Source organism: Nocardia sp. BMG51109 (assembly GCF_000526215.1).
Lineage (GTDB): Bacteria > Actinomycetota > Actinomycetes > Mycobacteriales > Mycobacteriaceae > Nocardia.
The window spans coordinates 4,813,893-4,835,306 of the sequence record NZ_JAFQ01000004.1 but is presented as its reverse complement, the minus strand read 5'-3'; the positions used below and the strand labels follow the sequence as shown (position 1 = coordinate 4,835,306).

Below are 21,414 nucleotides of genomic sequence, written 5' to 3'. Positions count from 1 at the left end.
CCACTTGACCATCGACTGTGTTTCTGGTGCCCTACAGGGGGGAGAAACATGCTTACTACATCTAAGTTTTCCTGGTAACTCGTGAGGAGGTCGATCAATGACAGGCACGACCCGATACGACGGTGACACGTGGGATCTGGCGTCCAGTGTGGGCGCCACGGCAACGGGCGTGGCGGCGTCCCGCGCACTGGCGACCAACCAGCGTGAACCGCTGATCCACGACCCCTATGCCGATCCGCTGGTCAAGGCCGTCGGGCTGGACAACTTCAACCGGATGGCCGACGGCGACCTACAGATCGAGGACGACCAGGGCGGTCTCGTCCTGGATCAGCGGGAGATGTGCGAGCAGATTGCCGTGCGTACCCGCTACTTCGACGATTTCTTCACCGACGCGACGACCGCGGGCGTGCGCCAAGCGGTCATTCTGGCGTCGGGCCTCGACACTCGCGCCTACCGGCTGCCGTGGCCCGCGGAGACCGTGGTGTTCGAACTCGACCAGCCCGAGGTGATCGAGTTCAAGACGACCACGCTGGCCGGAATCGGCGCCGAACCGGCCGCCGGGCACCGGACGATCGGCATCGACCTGCGCCAGGACTGGCCAACGGCGTTGACCGACAACGGTTTCGACCCGACCCGGCCGACAGCGTGGATCGCGGAGGGCCTGCTGATCTATTTGCCGCCCGAAGCACAGGACCGCCTCCTGGACAACATCACCGCCCTGTCGGCGCCCGGCAGCCGACTGGCCACCGAACATATGGACATCGACGCCGCCGACGAGCTGACGAAGCGACTCGACGAACTGTCCCACCGCTCCGGATTCGGGATCAACATCACCGAACTCTTCTACCTGGACGACCGCACCAGCCCCGCCGACCACCTGCGGGCCGGCGGCTGGGACGTGACGGTCCGTTCGGGGCAAGAAGCCTACGCCGCCAACGGATTCGACCTCCCCGAGCGAGTAGACGTACTCGGTCAGGGATTCGGCTACCTGTACGCCACCTCGGCCTGATCGCCGTCCGCCCCTCGGTGTTCGCGCCCGAGGGGCGGGTCAGCGGTACCGCCGCCTCATCCGTGACGCCGCACGACCACGGTTTCGCGCTGAATCGCGCAACGCCACCACCGCAGGTCACTTACCCGGCACTTCGGCGTCACCGGGAAAGCGATGAGTCACCGAGTCACAAACTCCTCAGGCCCCACCGGCCTCCACAGGCACGTCGTCGATCCGACCTCGCCAACACCTTTTCATTCAGATCGCACGGCCGGATCCATGGGTCGCGCCGGCGTAGTCGAGTGCGTTGGCTACCAGGGGACGGTCAGGGCTCGATCCGAGGTCAGGCTGCGCGGAGGCAGAAGGGATGTCCGGCAGGACTGGCGTATACCCGAGAGGTTCGAGGAGCGGAGCCGACGGCATCGTCGGTTGGTTGCAGTCGCCGGCCGCCTGCGTCGAGTACTCGTTTGTCCGCGGTCTTCGCATCGTCGGTGGCGAGGTCGAAGTGCATCTGCTGGGAAGTGCCGTCGGGCCACTGCGGCGGCTCGTGGCCGGGAGCGTGCTGAATTACGACCACGGGGAACCCGTCGGTCTGCAGAAAGTGGTGCGCCGGCGTCTTCGTGATCGAGCCGCCGAGCAGCCGATGCCAGAACGCGCTCTCGCTTTCCAGGTCGGCAGCTTCGATGATCAGCGACATCAGGCTGACGTTCATGGTGTTTTCCTCAATTCTTGTGGGGTGCGGGTCGGACGACGGGGATGATGCCGCCGTCGACCCCTTTCAGTAAAGTGAACCCGACTCCGGAAACTGTACACATAAACGGAGTCCGACTCACCTTATGGAGGATCATTGCCGTCACCACGTCCACTGCGCGCCGATGCCCGCCGCAACCGCGAGGCGCTGCTGACGGCGGCACGTGCGGCGCTGCTCGCCGACGGTGACGCCTATGTGGAGGAGATCGCTCGCCGAGCCGGCGTTTCCGTCGGCACCCTGTACCGCCACTTCGACACGCGCGAAGCACTCGTCGCGGAGGTGTACCGCCAGGAGGTGGCCGAACTCTGCGCAACCCCCACCAGGCTGCTCGCGCTGCACACTCCGGACGAAGCGCTACGCACGTTCCTGCTGCTGCTCGTCGAGCATGCGGCAGTGGGCAGAGGCATGGGCGAAGTGCTGGAGAGCATCATGGCGACCGACTCCCCGGTCTTCGACGACACCCGCAACGAGATGGCCCGCGCCCTCGACGAACTGCTCACCGCAGGCGTTGCCGCCGGCCTCCTGCGCAGCGGCATCAGCGGGCGCATCGTCCTGCGCGCCCTCGGCGGCATCTGCGGAATGCGCACCACCGGCTGGAAGGAAGACGCGGTACACATCGCCACGCTCCTGTACGACGGATTGCGTTACGGCGCAACGAAACACGAATAACTACTATGCCGTACTCGAAACTACGGATCCGCCTCGGTGGACCGGACGGCCTCTGACGAGGTTCAGGAATACCCCGGCTTGACCGTGCCGTTACGGCTGGGTGTGTCCTCGGCCCCGACAGCAGTCACCAATCGGAGAGATCGCCATGGTATTGCTGTCAGTCGTCGAGCACGACGCGTAGCGGGTTCGGCACCACACGCGCTCGGAGCACAGCGCCGAGCAGGACATCGGCGTCACGGGGAGCATCGAAGCAACGAACATGAGGGATCGGCCGGAAATGCACTCCACAGCAACGGATTCGGACACGTCGCGGGGGGCGTTTTCCGTGGAGTCCACACTTCCGGGTCAAAGGTCGCACCACCCGGTTGCACGACCTCGCGGTCACCGACATCCATACCGCGTCGGCCGTCCAAGCGGTCAACGGCGTCGTCGCAGATCGGATCCAACTGTTCGTCGTAGCGCGCGGCGCACGGACGGTGGGTGACCAGTCCGGTCACGACAAGCACACCGTATCGGGCGGACAGTTCATGCTCCGGCGCCAAGGGAGACTCGTACCTCGCCCTCACATCGCCGCGCAACGGGCTGAGCATCTCGGAACTCGCCGCCTATTGGCAGTTCGCGGATCGAAGTCACTTCATCCGGGCGTTCAAGAAGGCCTACGGCCGGACCCCCGGCGAATACGCCCGCTCCGTCGACTCGGATGACCGGTTCAGCGAGAGCGGATCAACTCCAGCGTCGACTCCAGGACCGCACGGTCGGCGGATCCCGGAACCAGGATGAACTCGTCGAGTCCGGCGGCCTCGGCGGCGTCGAGAGTTCGGTGCAGCGTATCGGCTTCGTAGGTCTTCATCGAAGCGGCTGCGCCCGAAGCGTTCTCGGCACCGAGGAATCCCAGATACTCGGAAGCGAAGTCGCGCAGCACACGCTCGGGCTCCGGCACACCGAGCACGTAGAAACAACCACTCACCAATCGCGGCGCCTCGCGGCCAGCCTCCGCCCAGGCCCGCCGCGCCGCGTCGGCCGACCAGGCGATCTCCTGAGAAGTCCCGCCGACGCTGAACGACACCACTCCGTCTGCCCACCGCGCCGCGCGGGCAAGCGATTTCGGCCCGAGCGCCCCGGCAAGGACGGACGGACCACCGGGCTGGACGCAGGGCGGTCCGATCGGATCGGTTCCGTCCGACGGTGGTTCGCCCGCCCACAGCGATCGCAGCTCGGCCACGGCGCGATCCAGCCGCGCGTGGCGGCGGCCGAATCCCGCTGCGAGACTGCGGTAGTCATCGGCCCGCCCGCCGACGCCCACACCGAGGGTGAACCGGCCCTCGGACAGGACGTCGATCGTCGCGGCCTGCTTGGCCACCAGTGCCACCGGATGCGCCGGCAGCACCGAGAGATTGGCGATGATCCGTACCCGCTCGGTCACCGCGGCAGCGGCCGCCAGGGTCGTCCACATCTCCGGATTGTGGAAGGTCATGCGCTCGCCGCACGAGATACTCGACACCGGCCCCTCGTCGGCGAGCCGACTCCATTCGACAGTGGCCCGCCGGTCGTAGCCTCGGCACATGGTGGGCAACGCGATTCCGATATCCATGGACACAGCATCAGATACCGCACCATGGTCGTCAAACGCCCCGATCGGCTCGTCCCTCGTGCGCAAAGACCACGACCGTCTGAACGGCCGACCGTCGGAGCGTACGAAGTCCGGCACCGCCGGCGCGTGAACCACAGTGCCATCCGGGCAGAACCTGCCTGCCACAAACCTTGAACAGCCGTTACGGCCTGGCAGACGGACCGGAGGGTTGGACTCCCGACACGATCGTCGTGACCCCACCACCACCCAGCTACAGGTGCCGTGGCCACAGGCCGGAAGTGTCTCGCGCCAGGACGCCGCCACCCACCCAGGCACCTACATCGGCCCCTGCGCCCCGCCTGACCAGGCCTACCTCCGGGCGGGGCCGATGACGGCCGAGGAGAACTCCCCTGATTCGGCGATCGCAGACATCAGGCCCTGGCGGACAAGGACTTCCGAGACTGCCGGGGCCTGTTCCGTGCTCGATTCGGCGATCTGCATAGAGTGAGTGGTCGCAGAGGGGCTCGAAACCCCCGACCGCTGGTGCCTAAGGAGGGCAAGGGCTTCTGTGGGTCCGTGTGGTATTGGTTCGTCCAGGTCAGAGGCCGTGGCGGTGTCCGCCTTTTGGTTCGTCTGAATGATGTTGTGGCCGATGACGTTCGACGTAGCGTGCGGGTTTCGATGACGTGTTCGCCCGGTCTTCCGAATCCGATGAATAGCGGAATATGTTGCAGCACAAGGATTACGAGTCTCACGGTGCATAGACGTGGCGTGACTCAGTGAAGGTCGAGTCGGGTTCGTGACAGCAAGAAACCCCAGCCCGGCAATCATCTTCATATGACATTCGGCCGGTCAGCTCGACCCGTCCGGCACAGCATGTCGCGAAAGCGTCTGCGCCCCAAGGCAGCTCACGTGATGCATCAAGACCGGTTGACAAGACACTCGGCAAACCCCAGGATACTTCCGTGCAAAAAGAACATTTCGCGTGGAAACCATTGGTTTCGAAGATTGTCGCGATTGCGGCCTTCGCGGCGGCCGGCCTCGGCGTCGCGACCGGCACCGCGTCGGCAGTAGAAGGCGTAGACGATTGCATCTCCTACTCGTACGAGGAGGGCATCATGCATACCACGGTCTATTACCACAATCGCTGCGATACGACGCAGGGCGTCACGGTCTATCCGGCGGAGAACGGATGCGGTAATTGGTCGACCAGACTCGCCCCCGACGAGAAGAGTAGTCACGAGTTCGGCCGGTGCGGAGTGTCGGCCGTGAGCAACGTAGACGGCTGACCGGGCACAATCCCATTACCTCGGCCGCCCGGGCCACCTGTACTTGCCGAAATCAGATTCCGGTAGTCTTGCCGGCTGTTTCGGAATGCCCCAGCGTATGGCACGCAACGGTTCCGGGCGGCCTCTCGCTTGGGCGACGAGACCCTTTCCACGACAGGCAAGTCGCCTGCACGAAACCGGAGAATCGCAGCCCCAGTGGATTGCTTCAAAGGTAAGCGAATGTCGTCTCCCACGCTGCTTCGCACGATCAAGGTGGTGTCGACGGCGGCGAAACTCCTTCGCCTGTCCCGGATCTCCGTAAGCTGCGCGGCAGCGCGTTTGGTGAACTCGACGGGCGGATCGGCACCTAGCAAGATCGTACGGAGACAGGGCCGCTCCGCCAGGCATTCGGCCCTATTACGTTGAAGATCGCCACAGCACGCCCGCTTCCGGTTTCGGATACCGCAACGACTCAGTCCGCCGCCGTAATTCCTCTGCCGCTCCCGGCTCAGCAACGGACCGCCGGACAAAGCCCGTCAGTGTATGGAGATCGCGCATTTCGCGCAGTACCGTGAAGCCAGACCACTCGCGCACGTCCCAGCCGTACGCTGCCGTGAATTCATCGAAAACGTCATCGCTGACGCCATAGCGTACACCCTGGTAAATATTCACCAGATCAAGCTCTCTCGGCGCAACTGACGCTTCGTCCCAATCACCGAGCAGCACGCCATGCGGCCCCCACAAGGTATTGCCGCGGTAGGCGTCGCCATGAACAAATCCCACGCCAAGATGAGAATCGAGCTGGTAGTACTGCTGGATAAGAAACTCTGCCCGCTCTTTCAGCCAGGCTCGGTCGTCATCGCCGAGCACGTTTGGCCGTTCCAAGGCGCGCAGCAGGCCCATCAGCGGCTGATAGGCCGGTAAGCGGAAGGGCGGCGGGCGGAGCCCATGAAGACGCCGCAGAATCAGGCCAAGCGCTCTGGCTGGTGGTTTCTCCCGCCCTTTCTGGGAGTAGTACCGCCAGAAGGTCACCACCGAGCTATCGACCTCGATGGCGTGGTCGAGCAGCGGCTCTGTGGCCGGGAAGTCTTGCTCAACCAGCCAGCGCGCAATCGCAACCGATGCCTTCGCCTGCACCCCCTGATGCTCGTACGAGCTGATCCTGGCCACCGTACTTTCGCGTGGCAGCAGGTAAACCGACGCCGAGTGCGCCCGGAGCAAAGCGGCATCCTCATACGTCAGGCCGACTTGCTTGCAGGCTCGAACCAGGACCATTTCACTGGAGTTGGCCGGTGTGATCACATAGCCCTCAAGTCAGTCGATGGATCAAACACAGCGATCTCCTGGTGCAGGCTGAGTGCGGCCGGATCACGCGCGTATCGGCTCGCGTCTATGGCAGCACCTACCCGCTCCACGCCGTCGGTAATCGAGTAGATTCGTTGGCTTGGCGGCAGAGCCAGCACCGGTGTCAGGGCATCATGCGCGCCGTCAATCTCGCCGCGCATGATGCGGGCCGCCGCGACGTCCGTCCGTGCCAGCGCCTCGTCGCCGTAGCTCCGGTCCTCGCTCGGTCCGGACTCGTACCCGGCGATGGCGTCCAGGGCGTAGCGTTCGGCGTCGACAAAATCACCGAGCAGCGCGTAGGTGCTTCCGGCGTAGTAGAGCGCTTTGGTGGCTGGGAAATGCAGCACGCCGCCGAACTGCTGAAGATCGTCAGCTCCTGGGGCGTGGTCCATGGCCAGCCGGGTTTGACGCAACGCTGCGTGGGTGTCATCGGCCTTGCCGAGACGGGCAGCATTACGTGCCTCGATGGCAGCCAGCCGCACCCGCTGATGCCCCGGCGCAGCAAACGGCAGGCCACGCCTGGCGAAATTCAATGCCCCGACGGGATGCCTGTTCCATTCAGCGATGAGGGCTTGGGTACCGGCGATCCATGCCTTGAGGCCGGGATGGTCAGCCTGTTCCGCAAGGGCAGCGGCAGCGTTGGCCTGTCGCATGGCCACGACTGAATTACTGAGATTGTCCGTCACGTGGGCGAGTAGAAGGACGGTCACGCCCCCGAGAAAGAACAGTTCACGGCTCTTACGCGGATGCGGACGATCCCGCAGCAGCTGCCAAATATGGTCGCGCAGCAGCTGCAAATCCCGAAACAACGGCGGCAGCGCGCCATGCACATAACTGACGGCAATTCGGCCGAGTTCATAGTGAATGCCCTCGATCGACAATTGATCCGCGGGGCTCGTAACAGCCCACTGCGCGAAGGTGAATGAGGCGTCCGCCGCTCGAGCGAAATCGTCAGGGGTGGGCTGCTCTCGAGAGACGGCATCGTTTCGGATCGCATACCTGTCAAGTACGGTCTGCGCCCTACCAGCATGAGCATCGTCGCTATGCCGCTGCCGCCACACCGCCTCCCCTTCACCCACGATCTCCTCGAACCGCGCTCGGTCATCGTCGCTCGCCCGCAGGTCGAGCATAGTGTCCAGCATCTCCTGCGTCGCTGTGCGCGGCTTCACACTGCCAAGGCCAGTCCGCCAGTTGTTGACCGTCGTCGTCTCCAGGCCGAGTAAGGCAGCGAAGTCCCGCACTGATTTGCGCATCGCTTCTTGCAGCGCTGCTGCTTCGAACCCGGTCCACTCCCGCCCTCTGACCATAGTCCTTACCTTCGCATTAGCCGCCTGACCTGGGAAAACGCCTACTTGGGCCAACACTACCCGAACGTTAGGCGGTCGCGGGCCGTACGGCCAAACCGCCAGGGTTGAACCGGTACCCGGCCCCAAGCCGACGCCGTAGCCCTCGGGCAGCGCACCCGCCCCGGTGAGCCGGGTAGGTGGCGAAAGCCCTTGGTGCCGGGTACCTCCCATCGTTTTGCATTACTTCCGGGAAGGTGCCCCGAACCGATGCTCTACAGAACGCTCGCCATCCACCAACTTGCCGCCATGACGCCACCAGAAACGCATCACGCCCCTGATCGTTCCTTCACCATCGAGCAGGGTAGGGTCGATCACGGGCGCGGTAATTGCGTTGCCGCAGTTCCGTTTCCCGTGACCGCCCTCCGAACCGGACGTGCGGCTTTCACCGCATCCGGCTCTCCATGGAATTCATGCTGGCGTGGTTGTCGCCAGACGTTGTGCCGCGTTGCTCCAGGGTGTCGGGATGGTGTAGCCACGCCACCGGTAGCGTTCGATTCCGGTGTCGGTCGGGTTATAGAGCACGATCCCGTTCTCTGCTGGGCGGCGCATCGGAGCCGGGGTGCAATACCGGCGAAGCACTTTGCGCCAGCTCAGGCGCGAGTGTCTCTTGTAGAGCCACCTCATGGCGCGAACCCACGTGTAGTGCTGCAGGTAGCGGTAGGTAGCAAACGAGACACCGTGTCGGAAATAGAGACACCAGCCCCGGACCGTTCGGTTCAGGTGAAAGAGCATGTCGGCCAACGTCTTGTAGGGTGCGGATCTGCGCGTGTGAAACTTCACCTTCCGCATGATCGAAGCCAGCGACTTCTTCGACGGATAGGTGTGAATCACTGCCTTGTTCACCGTGCCCGGCTTCGTCCGGCGCTGGATGCGCCAGCCGAGGAAGTCGAACCCGGTATCCATGTGCACCACATGGGTTTTCGGCTCCGACAGGGTCAAACCCATCGGGGCCAGAATGTCCGCGACCTCGGTCCTGGCTTGTTCGGCGTGGTGTCTCTCGCCGTTGACCAGGACCACGAAATCGTCCGCGTAGCGGACGAGCCGGTAGGTCGCGCCCCCGTTGCGGCGCTCTCGTTGCCGTCCCTGCCAGCCCGCGTTCGGCGAGGGCTTCCCGGCAGAGAAGGCATCCCACTTGTGTTGATAGTGGTCATCGAGCACCGACAGGGCGATATTCGCCAGCAAAGGCGACAGAATCCCGCCCTGCGGGGTTCCGGTGAGCGCTTCCCGGTCGATGCCGTCCTCGCTGAGGATTCCTGCTTTGAGAAACGACTTGACCAGGGCGAGAACGCGTTTGTCCCTGATCCGGTGACGCATCCGGTCCATCAGGGCCGTGTGGTCGATCCGGTCGAAACACGCCTCGATATCGGCCTCCAGCACCCAGGTGTAACCCCGGTTGCCGAACAAGTGAATCTCGGCGATCGCGTCCTGAGCGCGACGATTCGGGCGGAACCCGTAGGAACCGGGCTGGAAATCCGCCTCGAAGATCGGCTCGAGTACCAACTTCAACGCCGCCTGAACAATGCGGTCGCCTGCGGTCGGTATCCCCAACCGGCGCTTCTTGTCCGTGCTGCCCGGTTTCGGAATCGACTTCTCCCGGACCCGGTCCGGACGGAAGCTCCGGTCCTTCAACTCCGTTCGCAGCCGCGACAACAAGACCATCGAGTTCCTCGGGATCGAGGCAGGCTTCACCCCATCAACCCCGGCGGTTCGGCCACCTTTGTTGCTACGCACCCGTTCCCAGGCATGCACCAGAAACGCCGGATCACTCACCAGATTGTGCAGATCCTCGAACACGCGACCCGGATCCCGGATCGCCCACCAGTGCAGTTTGGCCTGCATCCGCCGTACTCGCGACCAGGCTTCGTCGAAGTCCGGCCACGATTCACCCGTATTCACAAGCGCCTCCGGCCATTACAGCCCCTCTCCGCTGAAATCCACTGGGGTCCTTCGCCCTGTGACCGGCTCTCCCGGCCTCCGACTACTACGACCCCTCCGCCCCACCCACGCCCCACCAGCCGACGACGGGCCTGCCCACCGCACACCGCTGGCAGCGGTGTGCGGTGGGCGAGACGGGATGGTTCCCACGTTCACTGTCATCCATTCGGGACAGGAGGCAGCCAGCTCTACCCCTGCGGCATCGTCACGGCTACGCCGCAGACCTTCACCGTGACCTCCCCGCCGGACTATGAGACACCGACGGAAAAGTTCCCCGCCGCCCTCACAGGCGACGGGTGCGCACCGCTATCCGGCCCATATCCACCGAGTTCGAGCCGGCGCATAACCTCGAGGGGCTTCTACCACTGGTTTCTCGCGTCTACCTTTGTCCCACGCTTGCCGGACCCACACCATTCGGCAGTACTGACGCGTCCCGGCTTTGTCAGGGCTGCTCCCACCCTCCCCGGCGTCTCCCGGACCAGGCTGCCCTCAGCTACAGCAATCGTGCTGCGACACAATCACTTCGGAGTCATTCCACCTCCAATATGGATAACAGCGCCTCGTGGCGCACCCCATACCGTGATGCAATTTCATGTGGCGTGCCGGGCGAAGCGCTGCCCGCGTAAAGCAGCGGCGCTCCAAGCGCTCGCCGAGGCCGGCCGGGTCGTTCCCTCCACGAGCAGACCCAGTTGATGCCCGATGCGGACCGTCACCTCATCTCGACGTATCCGGCACATTCACATCGAATCCGGTGCGCTGCAACTGGATTACCAAGCCAGCGAAGAACAAGCACAGAACGTGGCGGACGAGCTGGCGAGGACGTTCGCCGACATGGACTTACGGGTCACGGTGGACGATGAGGTAAGGCCGGGTCTCCCGCCACTCCCATGCGGTGAGTTATGGGAATGAGGCTGCGTCCCGGCCAGTCACTTCCGAATCCAAACATCTTCCCTCCCAGTGCTTTTGGACCTTCTCACCTTTCATTCCTTCCCCTACCGAAAGAGACCACTATCTATGCCTGACGACCACCCGGCCGCGCCCTCTGACCGCCCGACCGAGGCAGCCGATCGCCCCGTGCACCACGTCTACTACGGGCTCTCCCCGGATCGGCCCGCCGCCTTCACGGTGCCGCCGGTGGAGGCGACCCCGGATACACCACTGCCGGATGCCGCACCGTTCCTGCGCGTCTGTGCCGGGGCGGAAGAACCGAGCACGGTCATGCTGCGCGGAGCACGGGAGTTTGTGGGAATTTGGCGGCATGTCTATGAGCAGCGACCAAAGGACATGAACAAGCTCAATGAACAGCTGAGCTTGTACACCTGGTTCATCGACCGCGAAGCGGTCGGACACACCAAAGACGTGGTGTACCAGGAAGATACACCGCTCAGCCCGTCGACCTACGGCCAATGGGTGGCTTGGCTCGTTTGGAAATATGTGCTGTATGCCCTGCGGCAGCACGACCCCGAGCACGGCGAGCGGGATGCCGCTGAACTGAGCTGGTACATCCAGTCATTCGACGAGCTGGTGACGGCAGTTCGGGCCGGACAATTGCGGTTGCCGGACGAACAGGGGGATGAGGCGGACGGGGCGGAGTTTCCGCCAAGGCGGGTGTGGCCGGAGGGATATAGCGCAGCGACGGACGACGAGAGCCGTAGCGGCGTGACTCCTGGCAGCGGTGCCGGAGAAAGTTCGGTGGGTAACCCGGCCACCGGCCATAGCGACAACGGTTCGGGTGGTGACTCGGCCCAATGACGATGCCAGAGCCGTTGCCCTGCCGGCACTTTGTCTATGCCGAGGGCAAGCTGGCCGAGTTCATGTGCCAGGCGTCCTTGATGGAGCTGACCCTGCCGCGGGCGCGGGAACTGCGGTATCTCCACCGGGAGCACCGCCCCGACGAATGCCTCGTGCACTTGGAGACGGCCTCCTTCGTGCTGCGGCACGAAGAGGAATAGGACAACTCGCCTCCCGGCCAGGGCGACGGCTGACCCGATGTCGCCGCTGCTGGTCGTGATCGGGTGGCCTGCCTCGGTGTTCTTTGCCGGGTGCTGGGGTTCCGTGCTGGGGTGTGGTGGCGGCGTGCCAGAGTTTGCGCACCCCGTAGACGCGCCGGCCGGCCCTCCACAGGTCGAACAAGGCGTTGGCCGCGTACGCGTCGGCCCAGACCACGGCACTGATACCGCGCTCCTTCGCGGCGTAGTAGGTGGACGGGGCGGTCGCCACGCCGTGCCCGGTGTATTACGGACCCTCCAAAACCCCAGGCTACTCAACATGATTCGCTGTGATGCTCGCCCGCGTTACCGACTTACTCGGATACCTTGCGAGGTCATCGACCAACACCCCCAATCCCTCACGCCGACACCCGGCTCAATCATCTTGACCCTGCCCGCTGCCACAACGCAACCGGCAAATTTGACGCCGCCTTCCTGCTGCGGGCATTGACGAGCCCTGCTGTGCAACAACACTATTCACTACAAGACATGTCAAGAACCGGTAGCGCGGACCAGGAGCCGCGGACAGATGATGCGCAATAATTCGGTAGATCGGATAATCCTGAGGGCCGAAAGCATCGCCCCCGCAACGGATCGACGGTTCACTTACCGTTGGCATATGGCGCCACGCAGGTGTCGGCGACGCGCGGTCAAGCTCTCTCGATACGGCCACTACGGTCCACTCGCACTGACCGCATCCAGTCCGTGACGAGCTGTCCCGCGACGGTTCCCGATGCAAAACAGCTGGGCGCCAACGAATGGCGGGGGTTCACTTCACATCCCAGGGCTGCCCGTTGATCGGTGCCGACAGAAGGCACCGAGCAGCGAATAAGTCGGCCACAGGCTGTGGGGCTGATAGGAGACACGGCGCCAGACCCCTCAGCACCACCAATGGCGCCGACAGAGCCGGCTTTCACCGCCGCCTCCCTCGTTACCGTCTCCGTAGCTGGAATGATCGCGCGGCGGGTCATCGTCAGTGCCGACCTTCCCATCCGGACCCCACCACGTGCGGCGCTGTTCATCCTCGCGATCCAGGCGCGCGCGGCAGTCGCTGATAGCTCCGATCCTGTTGTCCCAAGCGGCGATATCGGCGACAGACAACGCGTCGACATAGGCGGCTGTCTCCATGGCGCTAGCGCGTACGGTCGCGATCTGATCCGCAACCGGTGCCGCTTCCTCTGTGCGCCGGATCGGTGGGTCCAGTACGGCGTTGCCTTCCGCGATGAGTTGTTCGTTGACGCTGACGCCGTACGGGTTCTCGGTTGCGGTCTTGGCCGGCTCCGCGAGGTGGACGTACGCCTCCCCGGTGTCGTAAGTCGAGTTTGGCGGTTTCAGCCACACCACAGTCACTGATGCACCGGCTGGGAGCAATGCCGTCAAACGCGGTTGAAACACGCGCAATAGCTCCGTGAGGTTCACCCCGGGTTATGGACACCGAGTTGACAGGATCACCGATCCTATTGAAAGGATGTCTGCATGCCTCCTCGTAAGCGTCGGTCGTTCACGGCCGAGTACAAGGTCGAGGCTGCGCATCGTGTGATCGATTCGGGTCGCACGGTCGCTGAAGTCGCCCGGGAACTGGGTATTCACGAGAGTTTGCTGGGGACGTGGGTCAAAGACGAGCGGCGCAGGATCGCCGCCGCCGAGGTCCACGGGGAAAAGCCTTTGGATGCCGCCGAGCGGGCCGAGCTGGCGCGACTGCGAAGGCAGGTCGCCGAGCAGGACAAAGACATCGCGTTCCTGAAAAAAGCGTCGGCGTACTTTGCCGCGATGCAGACGAACCGGCCCGGTTCGGCCTGATGGTGAAGTACGCCGGCCCCGACGATGTCACCGGTGTTGCCGGTACCGGTCAGCCTGCAGGGCAACGGTTTTCGGTTCGCCGCATGGCACGACTGTTGCAGGTATCGAAGTCGGGCTACTACGCGTATGTGAAACGCAGGGCGGCAACGGTTCTCACCGACCGCCAGCAGCGGCACGCGGATCTGGAAACGAAAATCGCCACGGTTCATCGCGAATCGCACGGCACCTACGGATCACCGCGGATCACCGGCGAGTTACGTGATCAGGGTGAGCGGTCACCACACTGCCGCAGCAACTACGCAACTCGCTGACCTGGGACCGGGGCAAGGAACTGTCCGACCATGCCAGATTCACCATCACCACCGGAGTGAAGGTCTACTTCGCCGACCCTAAGAGCCCCTGGCAGCGCGGCACGAACGAGAACACGAACGGTCTTCTGCGGCAATACTTTCCGAAGGGCACCGACCTATCCCGATGGGACGCCGAGGAGATCGGAGCGATCGCACACACCCTCAACACCAGGCCCCGCAAGACACTCGGCTGGAAGACCCCCGCCGAAGCGTTCGACGAACATCTACGATCACTCCAACAAGCCGGTGTTGCGACGACCGATTGAATCCGGCCAATTTCGTTCCCGCCGATTTGTCCACGCGCTCAACCGTTTCGGAATGTCCGGGTCGATGGGCCGGGTCGGTGCGGCCGGTGACAATGCCGCGATGGAAAGCTTCTTCAGTCTGCTGCAACGCAACGTGCTGGACCGGCAGCGGTGGGACACCCGCGAACAACTGCGGATCGCGATCGTCACCTGGATCGAACGCACCTACCACCGTCGGCGTCGGCAAGCCCGCCTCGGCCGATTGACTCCTATCGAGTTCGAAACCATCATGTCCCCAGCAGCCCGGCAGGCTGCTTAACCGCTGTCACCTGATCGTGCAGCAGCCCCTTGCTGAGCTGACCGATGACTTAACCATACTGAACAAGATCCACATCCGAATCGCCGAGTTGGAGCCGGAAGTACCTGCGCGACAACCACTTCAGCGTCTCCTCGGCTACGTCACCTGGAAGACCGAGCACGAGCTCGAACTGGTTCGGCACCAACGCACGATGACCGAGGTTGAGCGGCCGACCATGACGATGACGCACCCGGAGATGGAACCGCCGACGATGGAAATGTGATAGACGGCGAATCTCAGCCGAAATCACGCTCCGATTCAGCGGCTTCCCTCTCCAACTCATCAACCTCCTCCATGCAGCCGTCGCACAATACCGGGTATCGTCGGCGGCGGCCGCGGGTATGCACTACACCTTCACCTTCCCGAAGCTCCGTACCGCACTTGGCGCAGGTTGTTTCGAACCGGTTTCTCACGACGACTCCCTCCGTCCAGCAGCCCCCGACCACTCCGGCGACCCTCTGCCACACACCCATCGTGCCCGGCTCTACCGACATGCATGGGAATCCGACGCAACCCCCGCATGCTCACCACCACCCGGTATCTGGGGGACGGCGGCTCCGCCCGCGAGGTCAGGTGCGGAGTTGTCGGAAGTAGGCGCGGATGTCGTCGACGAACAGGTCGGGAACTTCGAAGGCGGGGAAGTGCCCGCCCTCGGTGTAGTCACGGAAGAAGGCGACGCTGTCGCCGGCGCCGAGGGCCTTGCGGAGGAGGTGGTCGCTGTAGAACAGCGACTGGCCTTGGGGCACCGGTGAAGACCCGCCCCCAGCCGGTGTTCCCGGCGTGGGCCATTTCCCAGTAGAAGTCGGCTGCCGCGGACCCGATGCGGGTGAACCAGTACAGGCTCGCGGTGATCAGGACGTTGTCGCGGCTCGGTGTCGCGGGGTTGGCCCATTCCTCGAGCTTTCGGCGATCCAGGCCAGCGGCAGGATCGGCGAATCGGCCAAGCCCACCGACAGGGCATTGGGCTCGGTCGATTGCAGCACCCGGTAGCCCTTCATCTGCGACCAGCTGTATTGCGCCGCTTCGAGTTTGTTCTGCTCGTCGGCGGTCAACCCTGCGAGGACGGGAAAATCCTAGCCGACCATGCCGAGCTGGAGACGGTCGCCGTGGGTGTGCGCGCCGATCACCCGCTCGGGCAACAGGCCCGCCACCCGGCCGGTTACCCCAGCGCCGACGTCCCCGTCCTCTACACCGAAACGCTCGCACCCGAACCGGGTCATCAGCTCCCTCCCCGAACGCCATCGCGGTGCGGTCGAGGTTCCAGCCACGCGCTGACAGCGGGCTGGAGAAGGCGAATCCCGGCAGCGAGGGGACGACGACGTGGAAGGCGTCGGCCGGGTCCCCGCCGTGGGCACGCTCATGCCGATTTCAGTGCGGTCTCTGGGTGGCGACGTGGAGGGAGTCGACGGCCTCGATGTTGAGCGGTCGGTCGCGGCCATGACTGTGGTTGGGTTCTCCCGTCGGTTCGGCTGCTGTCCGAGTCGAGTGTTCGGGTTCGGTGGGTGGCACATTGTCGGTGGCGGCCTGCAAGGCACCGAGCACGGTGGCGGTAGATTCCACGACGGCGCAACGTTTTGCTGCCCAGCAGAGGGCAGTGTGGTGGTGTTCGGCATCGAAGTCGGCTACTGCGTCGGACACCATGAACGGTCGGATGTCGCGCATGAATGCGTCGCAGGCGGTGGCGAGACAGCCGATGTGGGCGTAGATACCGCAAATGATGAGTTGGTCGCGTCCGGCGCGGATCAACTGCTCGTGCAGGTCGGTGCCGAAGAATGCGCTGTATCGGTATTTGGTCAAGCAAATGTCGCCTGGGCGCGGAGTCAGGTCCTCGACGATGCGGTCGCCGATTCCGTCTCCGGCGATCCCGTTACCCCACATCTCGCGCAGCAGGCCGCGTTCCCGTGCGCTCTGCCCGCCTGGTTGTGTGCTGTACACGACCGGAATACCCACGGTGTGACAGAGATTCCGGAGTCGTCCGATGTTGGTCAGCAGTTCTGTCAGCGGCGATCGGTCGCGCTCGAACGGCGCCAGGAAATGGTTCTGCATATCGTGGATCAGCAGTGCCGCACGGGACGGGTGCACCGGTCCGGACAGCGTATTCGCCGGCAGGCCATCGGTTGTGGGCATCGAGTATCCGGAGATGGCGGGTAGGGCCATAGGTGATCTTCCTGTCGGGTTGGAGGAGTCGTGCGGACGCGCACCGGTTGGATACGGCGATGGTGCTCACGTCGGGTCGGTGATTCCCAGCGCTGTCCGGATCGTGGCGAGTTTTGCGGTGGTTTCGGCCAGTTCGGCGTCCGGGTCGGAGGCGGCGACGATTCCGGCTCCCGCGTATAAGCGAGCAGTCGATTCGCCGAGGACCGCGCAGCGGATGGTGACCGCCCATTCGCCGTCGCCGCTGCCGTCGCTCCACCCGACAAGCCCGGTGTAGAAGCCGCGATCATACGGTTCGATCGAATCGATCGCGGCCAGTGCCGCGTTCCGGGGGCTACCGCATACTGCGGGTGTGGGATGCAGGGCAAGTGCCAATTCCAGTGAGCCGATCGAGGTGTCGTCGAGTTCGCCGACGATCGGGGTGCCCAGATGCCACATGGCGGCGGTCCGGGTCAACTGCGGTGTGGCCGGAACGGACAGCGCCCGACAGCGCGGCCGCAGTGTCGCTGCGATGGCGTCGACGACGAAGGCGTGTTCGGTGGTGTCTTTGCTCGATGCGAGCAATGCTTCGGCCCGGCGGCGATCCTCTCTCGAATCGGACGATCGGGGCAGCGACCCGGCCAGCGGATGACTGGTGACGGTGGCGCCGTGCCGTGCGACCAATAGTTCCGGGCTCGCGCCTACCAGGGTGGCGGGGGTTTCGTCCGGGGCGGGTAGTTCAGTGGCGAACACGTAGGCGTGCGGATCCCGGGCTGCCAACCGGGCGACCACCGACGGCACGTCGGCAGCACAGTCGACGTCCACGGCACGTGAGAGCACGACCTTGTCCACCACCCCGCCCTCGATCATTGCCAGGGCGCGCCGTACACCGGCACGGTACCCGGGCCCGTCGGGCGTGTGACCGATGACGGACCCACCGGCCCCGGGCGAGGCATCGATGTCCGGTTCGAGGACGGGACATACCGTATCCGCACAATAGATAGCGCTGGGACGGTCCGGCCGAAACGGCAATGCCCCCACCACGATTGGATTCGGCGCGCCCGCGTCGTGAGCCGCACCCAGCGCACCGGCTACTGCCGTCGGCAGTTCCGGACCGGTCGGGGCTTCGATCCGCCGCAGTGGTCCGCGGGCGCGAAATCTGGTGTGGGGCGAGAAGAAAAGAAAATCACCTGCCCGATGGTCGAAAGGTTCGATCGCGCTCGCCGACGATTTCCCTGTGGTCGTGGTCATCTGTCCCCGTACGAGTGAAAGGTGGTCGTTGTGGTGGGTCCGGATGGCGCTACAGGCCGGCGCCGCCGTCGACGACGATGTCCTGCATCGTGATATGGCGGGCGTGGTCGGAGGCCAGGAACAACACGACATCGGCGATGTCCTCCGGGGCGGCGATCCGCCCGAGCGGTATTCCCGCCCGGAACCCCTCGAGTGAACCGGCGATGGTCTTCCGGGCGCCGGTGTCGTCGGTCCACAACGCCCGCTGCATGGCGGTATCGGTGGAACCGGGAGAGACCGTGTTGCAGCGAATTCCGTAGCGCGCCAGTTCGAGTCCGAGGCATCGGGTGTACTGGACGGCGGCGGCCTTGGCCGCGCAGTAGGCCGCGAAATTCATGCGGGGAACTCTGGCGGCGTTCGACCCGACAGTGACGATATTTCCGCTGCGGCGCGGCACCATCGTGGCCGCGGCGCGACGACAGCAGTGCATGACGCCTGCGGCGTTCACGGCGAAGGTCGCCGCCCAGTCGGCGTCGGTTACCTCGGCCGCGGGCGCGATCCGCAGAATCCCGGCTGCGTTCACCAGCAGATCGATCGGCCCCTGGTCCCGCTCGATCCGATCGAACGCCGCCTGCACCGCGTCGGGGTCAGCGACGTTGCAGCCCGACACGGCGACATCCGCTGTCGGGATGGTTTCCGGTTCGGGACGAACGTCCAATCCCGTAACCGCCCAACCGTTCTTCGCCAGCAACACGGCCACAGCAGACCCGATTCCACCCGCAGCCCCGGTCACCACCGCCACACCCGACACCCGGTCCGTCCTTCCCGATCATGGTCCGTTTCGGGCCGTACGGCTGCCCGGCCGCTGCTAGCATCGCCTCGATGACAAGGGCAGATCCTTGCTCGCAGGACACATTCGGTCAACTTACGAGAGGTGCTCGCGTGTCGCTCGGTACCGCAATCGACGAAATCCTGCAGGCACCGGTCGATGCCCTCCCCGACGAAGACGCCCTCATCCGCGCAGCAATCCTTTGGCACTTCTCACCCGAGACCGGTGCACCGTTCTGGCTGCGGCGCGCCGAATCGCTCGGATTCGATCCGCGGGACCAGGTGCACACTCGTACGGATCTGCTGCGTTTCCCGGACGTCAGCAGCGAATGGCGGACCGCTCCGATCGAGGATCTGGTGCCGCGCGGCATCGCCGAATCCGGATCGGCGATCCCGTACGTCTACGACAGCGGCGGCACTACGGGCGCACCGAAACGGATCGCCGAGTTCGAGTACTGGCGGCGCACCGCCGCCTGGACCAGTGACCGGCTCGACGCCATCGGTATGCCGCGCGGCGGGAACTGGCTCTACCTCGGCCCGACCGGTCCGCATGTCGCCGGGGCCTTGTTCATCGACATGGCCCGCCGCCGCGGCGGCGCCTGCTTCACCGTCGACTTCGATCCTCGCTGGGTGCGCCGCTGCGCGCAGGAGGGGCGCACCGACGACGTCGACCGCTATATCCGGCACATCCTCGACCAGGCACGCTGGGTACTCGAAACCCAATCGGTGCAAATCCTGTGGGCCACACCGCCATTGCTCACGGCCATGGCCGACACTCGACTCGGCAATCTCGTTCGTTCCAAGGTCGGCGGCATCCTCTGGTCCGGCACCTCCACCGATCAGGAAACCCTGCGGCTGCTCGACGACGAAGTGTTCCCCGATCTCCCGCTGGCGGGGATATACGGCAACACCCTCATGGGAGTCGCACCGCAACGCCCCCCGCTGCCCGACGACGAATACCGGTGTGTATTCCAGCCGTTCCATCCGCACGTGCTGCTCGACGTCATCGACCCCGACACCGGAAACCAGGTCGATCACGGGCGGCGCGGACAGGTCCGGCTACACCATCTGAGCCGCGAGATGTTCCTGCCGGCCGTGCTCGAACGCGATCTCGCCACCCGGCTGGCACCGGCTCCCGGTTCGGCGGGCGACTGTGTCGCCGACATACGGCCCGCCCCGACCACAAATCGGCCGATCGTCGAAGGCGTGTACTGACCGTGGAATCCGTCGACATCATCCGCGACGGCACCGACTATCGATCCCTGCACCGCGAACCGCTTCCCGACGTCACCGGCCGGCCCGTCGCCGATCTCGGGCTCGCGCCCGAACTACTGATCCGTCGCATCCTCGCGACCGGAACCGCACTGGCAGAACCGGATTCGCGCCTGTTCGACGCCATCGCCGCCGCCGGGCAGCTGTTCGCGACCGGGAACGTCGCCGGAGAATCACCGGAACAGTACTGCCACCATCAATCCCGAACATCGGGGATCCCGATCCGGGCGGCACACCGAGCCCTGCACACGATCGCCGAGGCCACTGCTGGACTCGCCGACGCCCTCACCGCGCAGCAGCCGCGCGCCACCGGCAGCGACGGTGTGGCATGGGCCCGGCGCGGCCACACTCTCGCCGTGCTCGCGCCCGGCAATCATCCACTGCCGCATGCCGAGTGGCTGCCCGCTCTCGGCCTCGGTTACCGAGTGCTGGTCCGGCCGTCCCGCCGCGACCCGTACACACCACGCCGACTGATCAGGGCCCTGCTGGCCGCCGGTGTCGCTCCGGAGCGCCTCGCTCTGCTGCCCACCGACCACGCCACCGCCGCAACACTGGTCCGCGCAGCCGATCTGGGGCTCGTCTACGGCGGCACGGACGTCGTGACTGCATACGCCGGTAACCCGGCCGTGCGTGTCCAGGGCCCGGGCCGGTCCAAAGTCTTGATCACCGGCGACGCCGACCCCTACGACTACCTGGACGTGCTCGTCGAGTCGGTGGCCGGGGACGGCGGAACCCAATGCCTCAACGCGACCACGATCCTGCTCGAACAGGGCTTGGATCATGCCCGCTTCGCGCGGGAGCTCGCCGAGCGTCTCGCCGCCCTCGTGGGGCGGCCACCCGAACATCCCGATGCCGAGTTGCCGGTGCGAACCGTCGCCGAAGCCCGAGCAGTCGCCGACCATGTCACCAGCGTTGCCGGAGCCCAACTCGTCGGTGACAGCAGGCACCGGTACACCGACCTCGAAGACGGCAGCGCCGCACTACTTCCCGCCGTATTCCACACCGACACACCCGGCGCCCCAACCGCGACCGAACAACCCTTCCCATGCGTGTGGATCGCGCCCTGGACACGCAACATCGGAATCGGCGCCCTCGCAGACAGCCTCGCGCTCACCCTCCTGAGCCGCGACGCCACCCTTGCCGCACGCTGCGCCGCCACCCCGACGATCCGTGCCGTCCACCTCGGCCCCACCCCGACCACCACATACCACCCGCACCGACCGCACGACGGCTACCTGAGCCACTTCCTCATGGAAGCTCGCACCTACACAAGCGATTGGGGCCGCAGCACGGGCGTGCGCAGCACCCCGTCCGACGTCGATTCCCCATAACGACAACA

23 protein-coding genes and 2 pseudogenes are annotated in these 21,414 nt (G+C 64.9%); 13 read left to right on the top strand and 12 right to left on the bottom strand.

The features are described 5' to 3' along the window. The first annotated feature begins 97 nt into the window (after positions 1–97). A complete protein-coding gene (locus D892_RS0123195; RefSeq protein WP_024803516.1) occupies positions 98–1,009 on the top strand; it encodes a class I SAM-dependent methyltransferase in 912 nt (303 codons plus the stop codon). 322 nt (positions 1,010–1,331) lie between these two features. On the opposite strand, the gene D892_RS0123190 is transcribed toward D892_RS0123195, so the two are convergent. Beyond that, positions 1,332–1,700 carry a VOC family protein gene (locus tag D892_RS0123190; protein ID WP_024803515.1) on the bottom strand — a complete coding sequence of 123 codons (369 nt, stop codon included), beginning with the start codon at positions 1,698–1,700 and terminating at the stop codon, positions 1,332–1,334. A 135-nt stretch (positions 1,701–1,835) separates the two neighbouring features. Here D892_RS0123190 and D892_RS0123185 point away from each other — a divergent pair, with 135 nt between their 5' ends. Then, positions 1,836–2,408 (top strand): TetR/AcrR family transcriptional regulator, encoded by a 573-nt coding sequence (locus D892_RS0123185; RefSeq protein ID WP_024803514.1) that lies wholly within the window; start codon positions 1,836–1,838, stop codon positions 2,406–2,408. Between the two features lie 480 nt (positions 2,409–2,888). Further along, positions 2,889–3,188, top strand: coding sequence for an AraC family transcriptional regulator (locus D892_RS45555; protein WP_084161192.1), 300 nt, complete (start codon positions 2,889–2,891; stop codon positions 3,186–3,188). Here D892_RS45555 and D892_RS0123180 read toward each other — a convergent pair. Next, positions 3,118–3,999, bottom strand: coding sequence for an LLM class flavin-dependent oxidoreductase (locus tag D892_RS0123180; RefSeq protein WP_024803513.1), 882 nt, complete (start codon positions 3,997–3,999; stop codon positions 3,118–3,120). The two genes, D892_RS45555 and D892_RS0123180, sit on opposite strands and share 71 nt — an antisense overlap. Before the next feature lie 944 nt (positions 4,000–4,943). Between D892_RS0123180 and D892_RS0123170 the strand changes: the two genes are divergently transcribed. After that, complete coding sequence (locus tag D892_RS0123170) at positions 4,944–5,267, top strand: hypothetical protein (RefSeq protein ID WP_024803512.1); 324 nt, start codon at positions 4,944–4,946, stop codon at positions 5,265–5,267. Between the two features lie 396 nt (positions 5,268–5,663). Here the strand turns inward: D892_RS0123170 and D892_RS0123165 are convergent, their stop codons facing one another. The 3 genes from D892_RS0123165 to ltrA all read right to left on the bottom strand — a co-directional run bounded on the left by D892_RS0123165 (position 5,664) and on the right by ltrA (position 9,832). Continuing rightward, on the bottom strand, positions 5,664–6,548 hold the full coding sequence (locus D892_RS0123165) for an aminoglycoside phosphotransferase family protein (protein WP_024803511.1): 885 nt from the start codon (positions 6,546–6,548) through the stop codon (positions 5,664–5,666). Continuing rightward, on the bottom strand, positions 6,545–7,897 hold the full coding sequence (locus D892_RS42005) for an XRE family transcriptional regulator (protein ID WP_156959649.1): 1,353 nt from the start codon (positions 7,895–7,897) through the stop codon (positions 6,545–6,547). The genes D892_RS0123165 and D892_RS42005 overlap by 4 nt, the downstream gene beginning before the upstream one ends. Positions 7,898–8,344: 447 nt before the next feature. Then, complete coding sequence (gene ltrA / locus D892_RS0123155; RefSeq protein ID WP_024801232.1) at positions 8,345–9,832, bottom strand: group II intron reverse transcriptase/maturase; 1,488 nt, start codon at positions 9,830–9,832, stop codon at positions 8,345–8,347. Positions 9,833–10,885: 1,053 nt separating this feature from the next. On the opposite strand from ltrA, the gene D892_RS0123150 reads away from it, so the two are divergent. Both D892_RS0123150 and D892_RS0123145 read left to right on the top strand, forming a co-directional pair. Beyond that, entirely contained in the window at positions 10,886–11,623 is a 738-nt protein-coding gene (locus D892_RS0123150; protein WP_024803509.1) for a hypothetical protein, read from the top strand. Then, on the top strand, positions 11,620–11,823 hold the full coding sequence (locus D892_RS0123145) for a hypothetical protein (RefSeq protein WP_024803508.1): 204 nt from the start codon (positions 11,620–11,622) through the stop codon (positions 11,821–11,823). Before D892_RS0123150 ends, D892_RS0123145 begins: the two co-directional genes overlap by 4 nt. A 915-nt stretch (positions 11,824–12,738) precedes the next feature. Here D892_RS0123145 and D892_RS0123140 read toward each other — a convergent pair. Next, positions 12,739–13,209 (bottom strand): hypothetical protein, encoded by a 471-nt coding sequence (locus D892_RS0123140; protein WP_156959648.1) that lies wholly within the window; start codon positions 13,207–13,209, stop codon positions 12,739–12,741. A gap of 126 nt (positions 13,210–13,335) precedes the next feature. Between D892_RS0123140 and D892_RS0123135 the strand changes: the two genes are divergently transcribed. From D892_RS0123135 to D892_RS0123115, 5 genes and pseudogenes are all read left to right on the top strand, one after another. Then, positions 13,336–13,659: a transposase gene (locus D892_RS0123135; protein WP_024802946.1), complete on the top strand. Its 324-nt coding sequence runs from the start codon at positions 13,336–13,338 to the stop codon at positions 13,657–13,659. After that, a complete protein-coding gene (locus D892_RS0123130) occupies positions 13,659–13,970 on the top strand; it encodes an IS3 family transposase (protein WP_024803506.1) in 312 nt (103 codons plus the stop codon). Before D892_RS0123135 ends, D892_RS0123130 begins: the two co-directional genes overlap by 1 nt. Then, positions 13,931–14,275, top strand: a pseudogene (locus D892_RS0123125) (IS30 family transposase); the annotation flags it as partial. The gene D892_RS0123130 and the pseudogene D892_RS0123125, both read left to right, overlap by 40 nt. Before the next feature lie 7 nt (positions 14,276–14,282). After that, a pseudogene (locus D892_RS0123120) lies at positions 14,283–14,573 on the top strand (IS3 family transposase); the annotation flags it as partial. Between the two features lie 16 nt (positions 14,574–14,589). Continuing rightward, the gene (locus tag D892_RS0123115) at positions 14,590–14,835 is read left to right on the top strand and encodes a hypothetical protein (RefSeq protein WP_024803503.1); all 246 of its coding nucleotides are present in this window, start codon (positions 14,590–14,592) and stop codon (positions 14,833–14,835) included. 346 nt (positions 14,836–15,181) lie between these two features. Here D892_RS0123115 and D892_RS47900 read toward each other — a convergent pair whose 3' ends face one another. The 6 genes from D892_RS47900 to D892_RS0123085 all read right to left on the bottom strand — a co-directional run bounded on the left by D892_RS47900 (position 15,182) and on the right by D892_RS0123085 (position 18,777). Next, a complete protein-coding gene (locus D892_RS47900) occupies positions 15,182–15,358 on the bottom strand; it encodes a hypothetical protein (protein ID WP_198036974.1) in 177 nt (58 codons plus the stop codon). Between the two features lie 105 nt (positions 15,359–15,463). Next, positions 15,464–15,664: a hypothetical protein gene (locus D892_RS47895; RefSeq protein ID WP_024803502.1), complete on the bottom strand. Its 201-nt coding sequence runs from the start codon at positions 15,662–15,664 to the stop codon at positions 15,464–15,466. Between the two features lie 21 nt (positions 15,665–15,685). Next, positions 15,686–15,832: a hypothetical protein gene (locus D892_RS47890; protein ID WP_198036973.1), complete on the bottom strand. Its 147-nt coding sequence runs from the start codon at positions 15,830–15,832 to the stop codon at positions 15,686–15,688. Positions 15,833–15,980: 148 nt separating this feature from the next. Further along, complete coding sequence (locus tag D892_RS41995) at positions 15,981–16,739, bottom strand: isochorismatase family protein (protein ID WP_232236144.1); 759 nt, start codon at positions 16,737–16,739, stop codon at positions 15,981–15,983. A 96-nt stretch (positions 16,740–16,835) separates the two neighbouring features. Beyond that, a complete protein-coding gene (locus D892_RS0123090; protein WP_024803500.1) occupies positions 16,836–17,996 on the bottom strand; it encodes an isochorismate synthase in 1,161 nt (386 codons plus the stop codon). 49 nt (positions 17,997–18,045) lie between these two features. After that, positions 18,046–18,777: a 2,3-dihydro-2,3-dihydroxybenzoate dehydrogenase gene (locus tag D892_RS0123085; protein ID WP_369801832.1), complete on the bottom strand. Its 732-nt coding sequence runs from the start codon at positions 18,775–18,777 to the stop codon at positions 18,046–18,048. Between the two features lie 140 nt (positions 18,778–18,917). Here D892_RS0123085 and D892_RS0123080 point away from each other — a divergent pair, with 140 nt between their 5' ends. Next, positions 18,918–20,018: a hypothetical protein gene (locus D892_RS0123080; RefSeq protein WP_024803498.1), complete on the top strand. Its 1,101-nt coding sequence runs from the start codon at positions 18,918–18,920 to the stop codon at positions 20,016–20,018. Between the two features lie 2 nt (positions 20,019–20,020). Further along, positions 20,021–21,406 (top strand): aldehyde dehydrogenase family protein, encoded by a 1,386-nt coding sequence (locus tag D892_RS0123075; RefSeq protein ID WP_024803497.1) that lies wholly within the window; start codon positions 20,021–20,023, stop codon positions 21,404–21,406. Positions 21,407–21,414: the final 8 nt, after the last annotated feature.

Coding starts and splice junctions, on each gene's coding strand:
- D892_RS0123195 (WP_024803516.1), top strand. CDS start 98: ATGACAGGCACGACCCGATACGACGGTGACACGTGGGATCTGGCGTCC.
- D892_RS0123130 (WP_024803506.1), top strand. CDS start 13,659: ATGGTGAAGTACGCCGGCCCCGACGATGTCACCGGTGTTGCCGGTACC.
- D892_RS42005 (WP_156959649.1), bottom strand. CDS start 7,897: ATGGTCAGAGGGCGGGAGTGGACCGGGTTCGAAGCAGCAGCGCTGCAA.
- D892_RS41995 (WP_232236144.1), bottom strand. CDS start 16,739: ATGCCCACAACCGATGGCCTGCCGGCGAATACGCTGTCCGGACCGGTG.
- D892_RS0123150 (WP_024803509.1), top strand. CDS start 10,886: ATGCCTGACGACCACCCGGCCGCGCCCTCTGACCGCCCGACCGAGGCA.
- D892_RS0123145 (WP_024803508.1), top strand. CDS start 11,620: ATGACGATGCCAGAGCCGTTGCCCTGCCGGCACTTTGTCTATGCCGAG.
- D892_RS0123135 (WP_024802946.1), top strand. CDS start 13,336: ATGCCTCCTCGTAAGCGTCGGTCGTTCACGGCCGAGTACAAGGTCGAG.
- D892_RS47890 (WP_198036973.1), bottom strand. CDS start 15,832: ATGACCCGGTTCGGGTGCGAGCGTTTCGGTGTAGAGGACGGGGACGTC.
- D892_RS0123090 (WP_024803500.1), bottom strand. CDS start 17,996: ATGACCACGACCACAGGGAAATCGTCGGCGAGCGCGATCGAACCTTTC.
- D892_RS0123180 (WP_024803513.1), bottom strand. CDS start 3,999: ATGGATATCGGAATCGCGTTGCCCACCATGTGCCGAGGCTACGACCGG.
- D892_RS0123190 (WP_024803515.1), bottom strand. CDS start 1,700: ATGAACGTCAGCCTGATGTCGCTGATCATCGAAGCTGCCGACCTGGAA.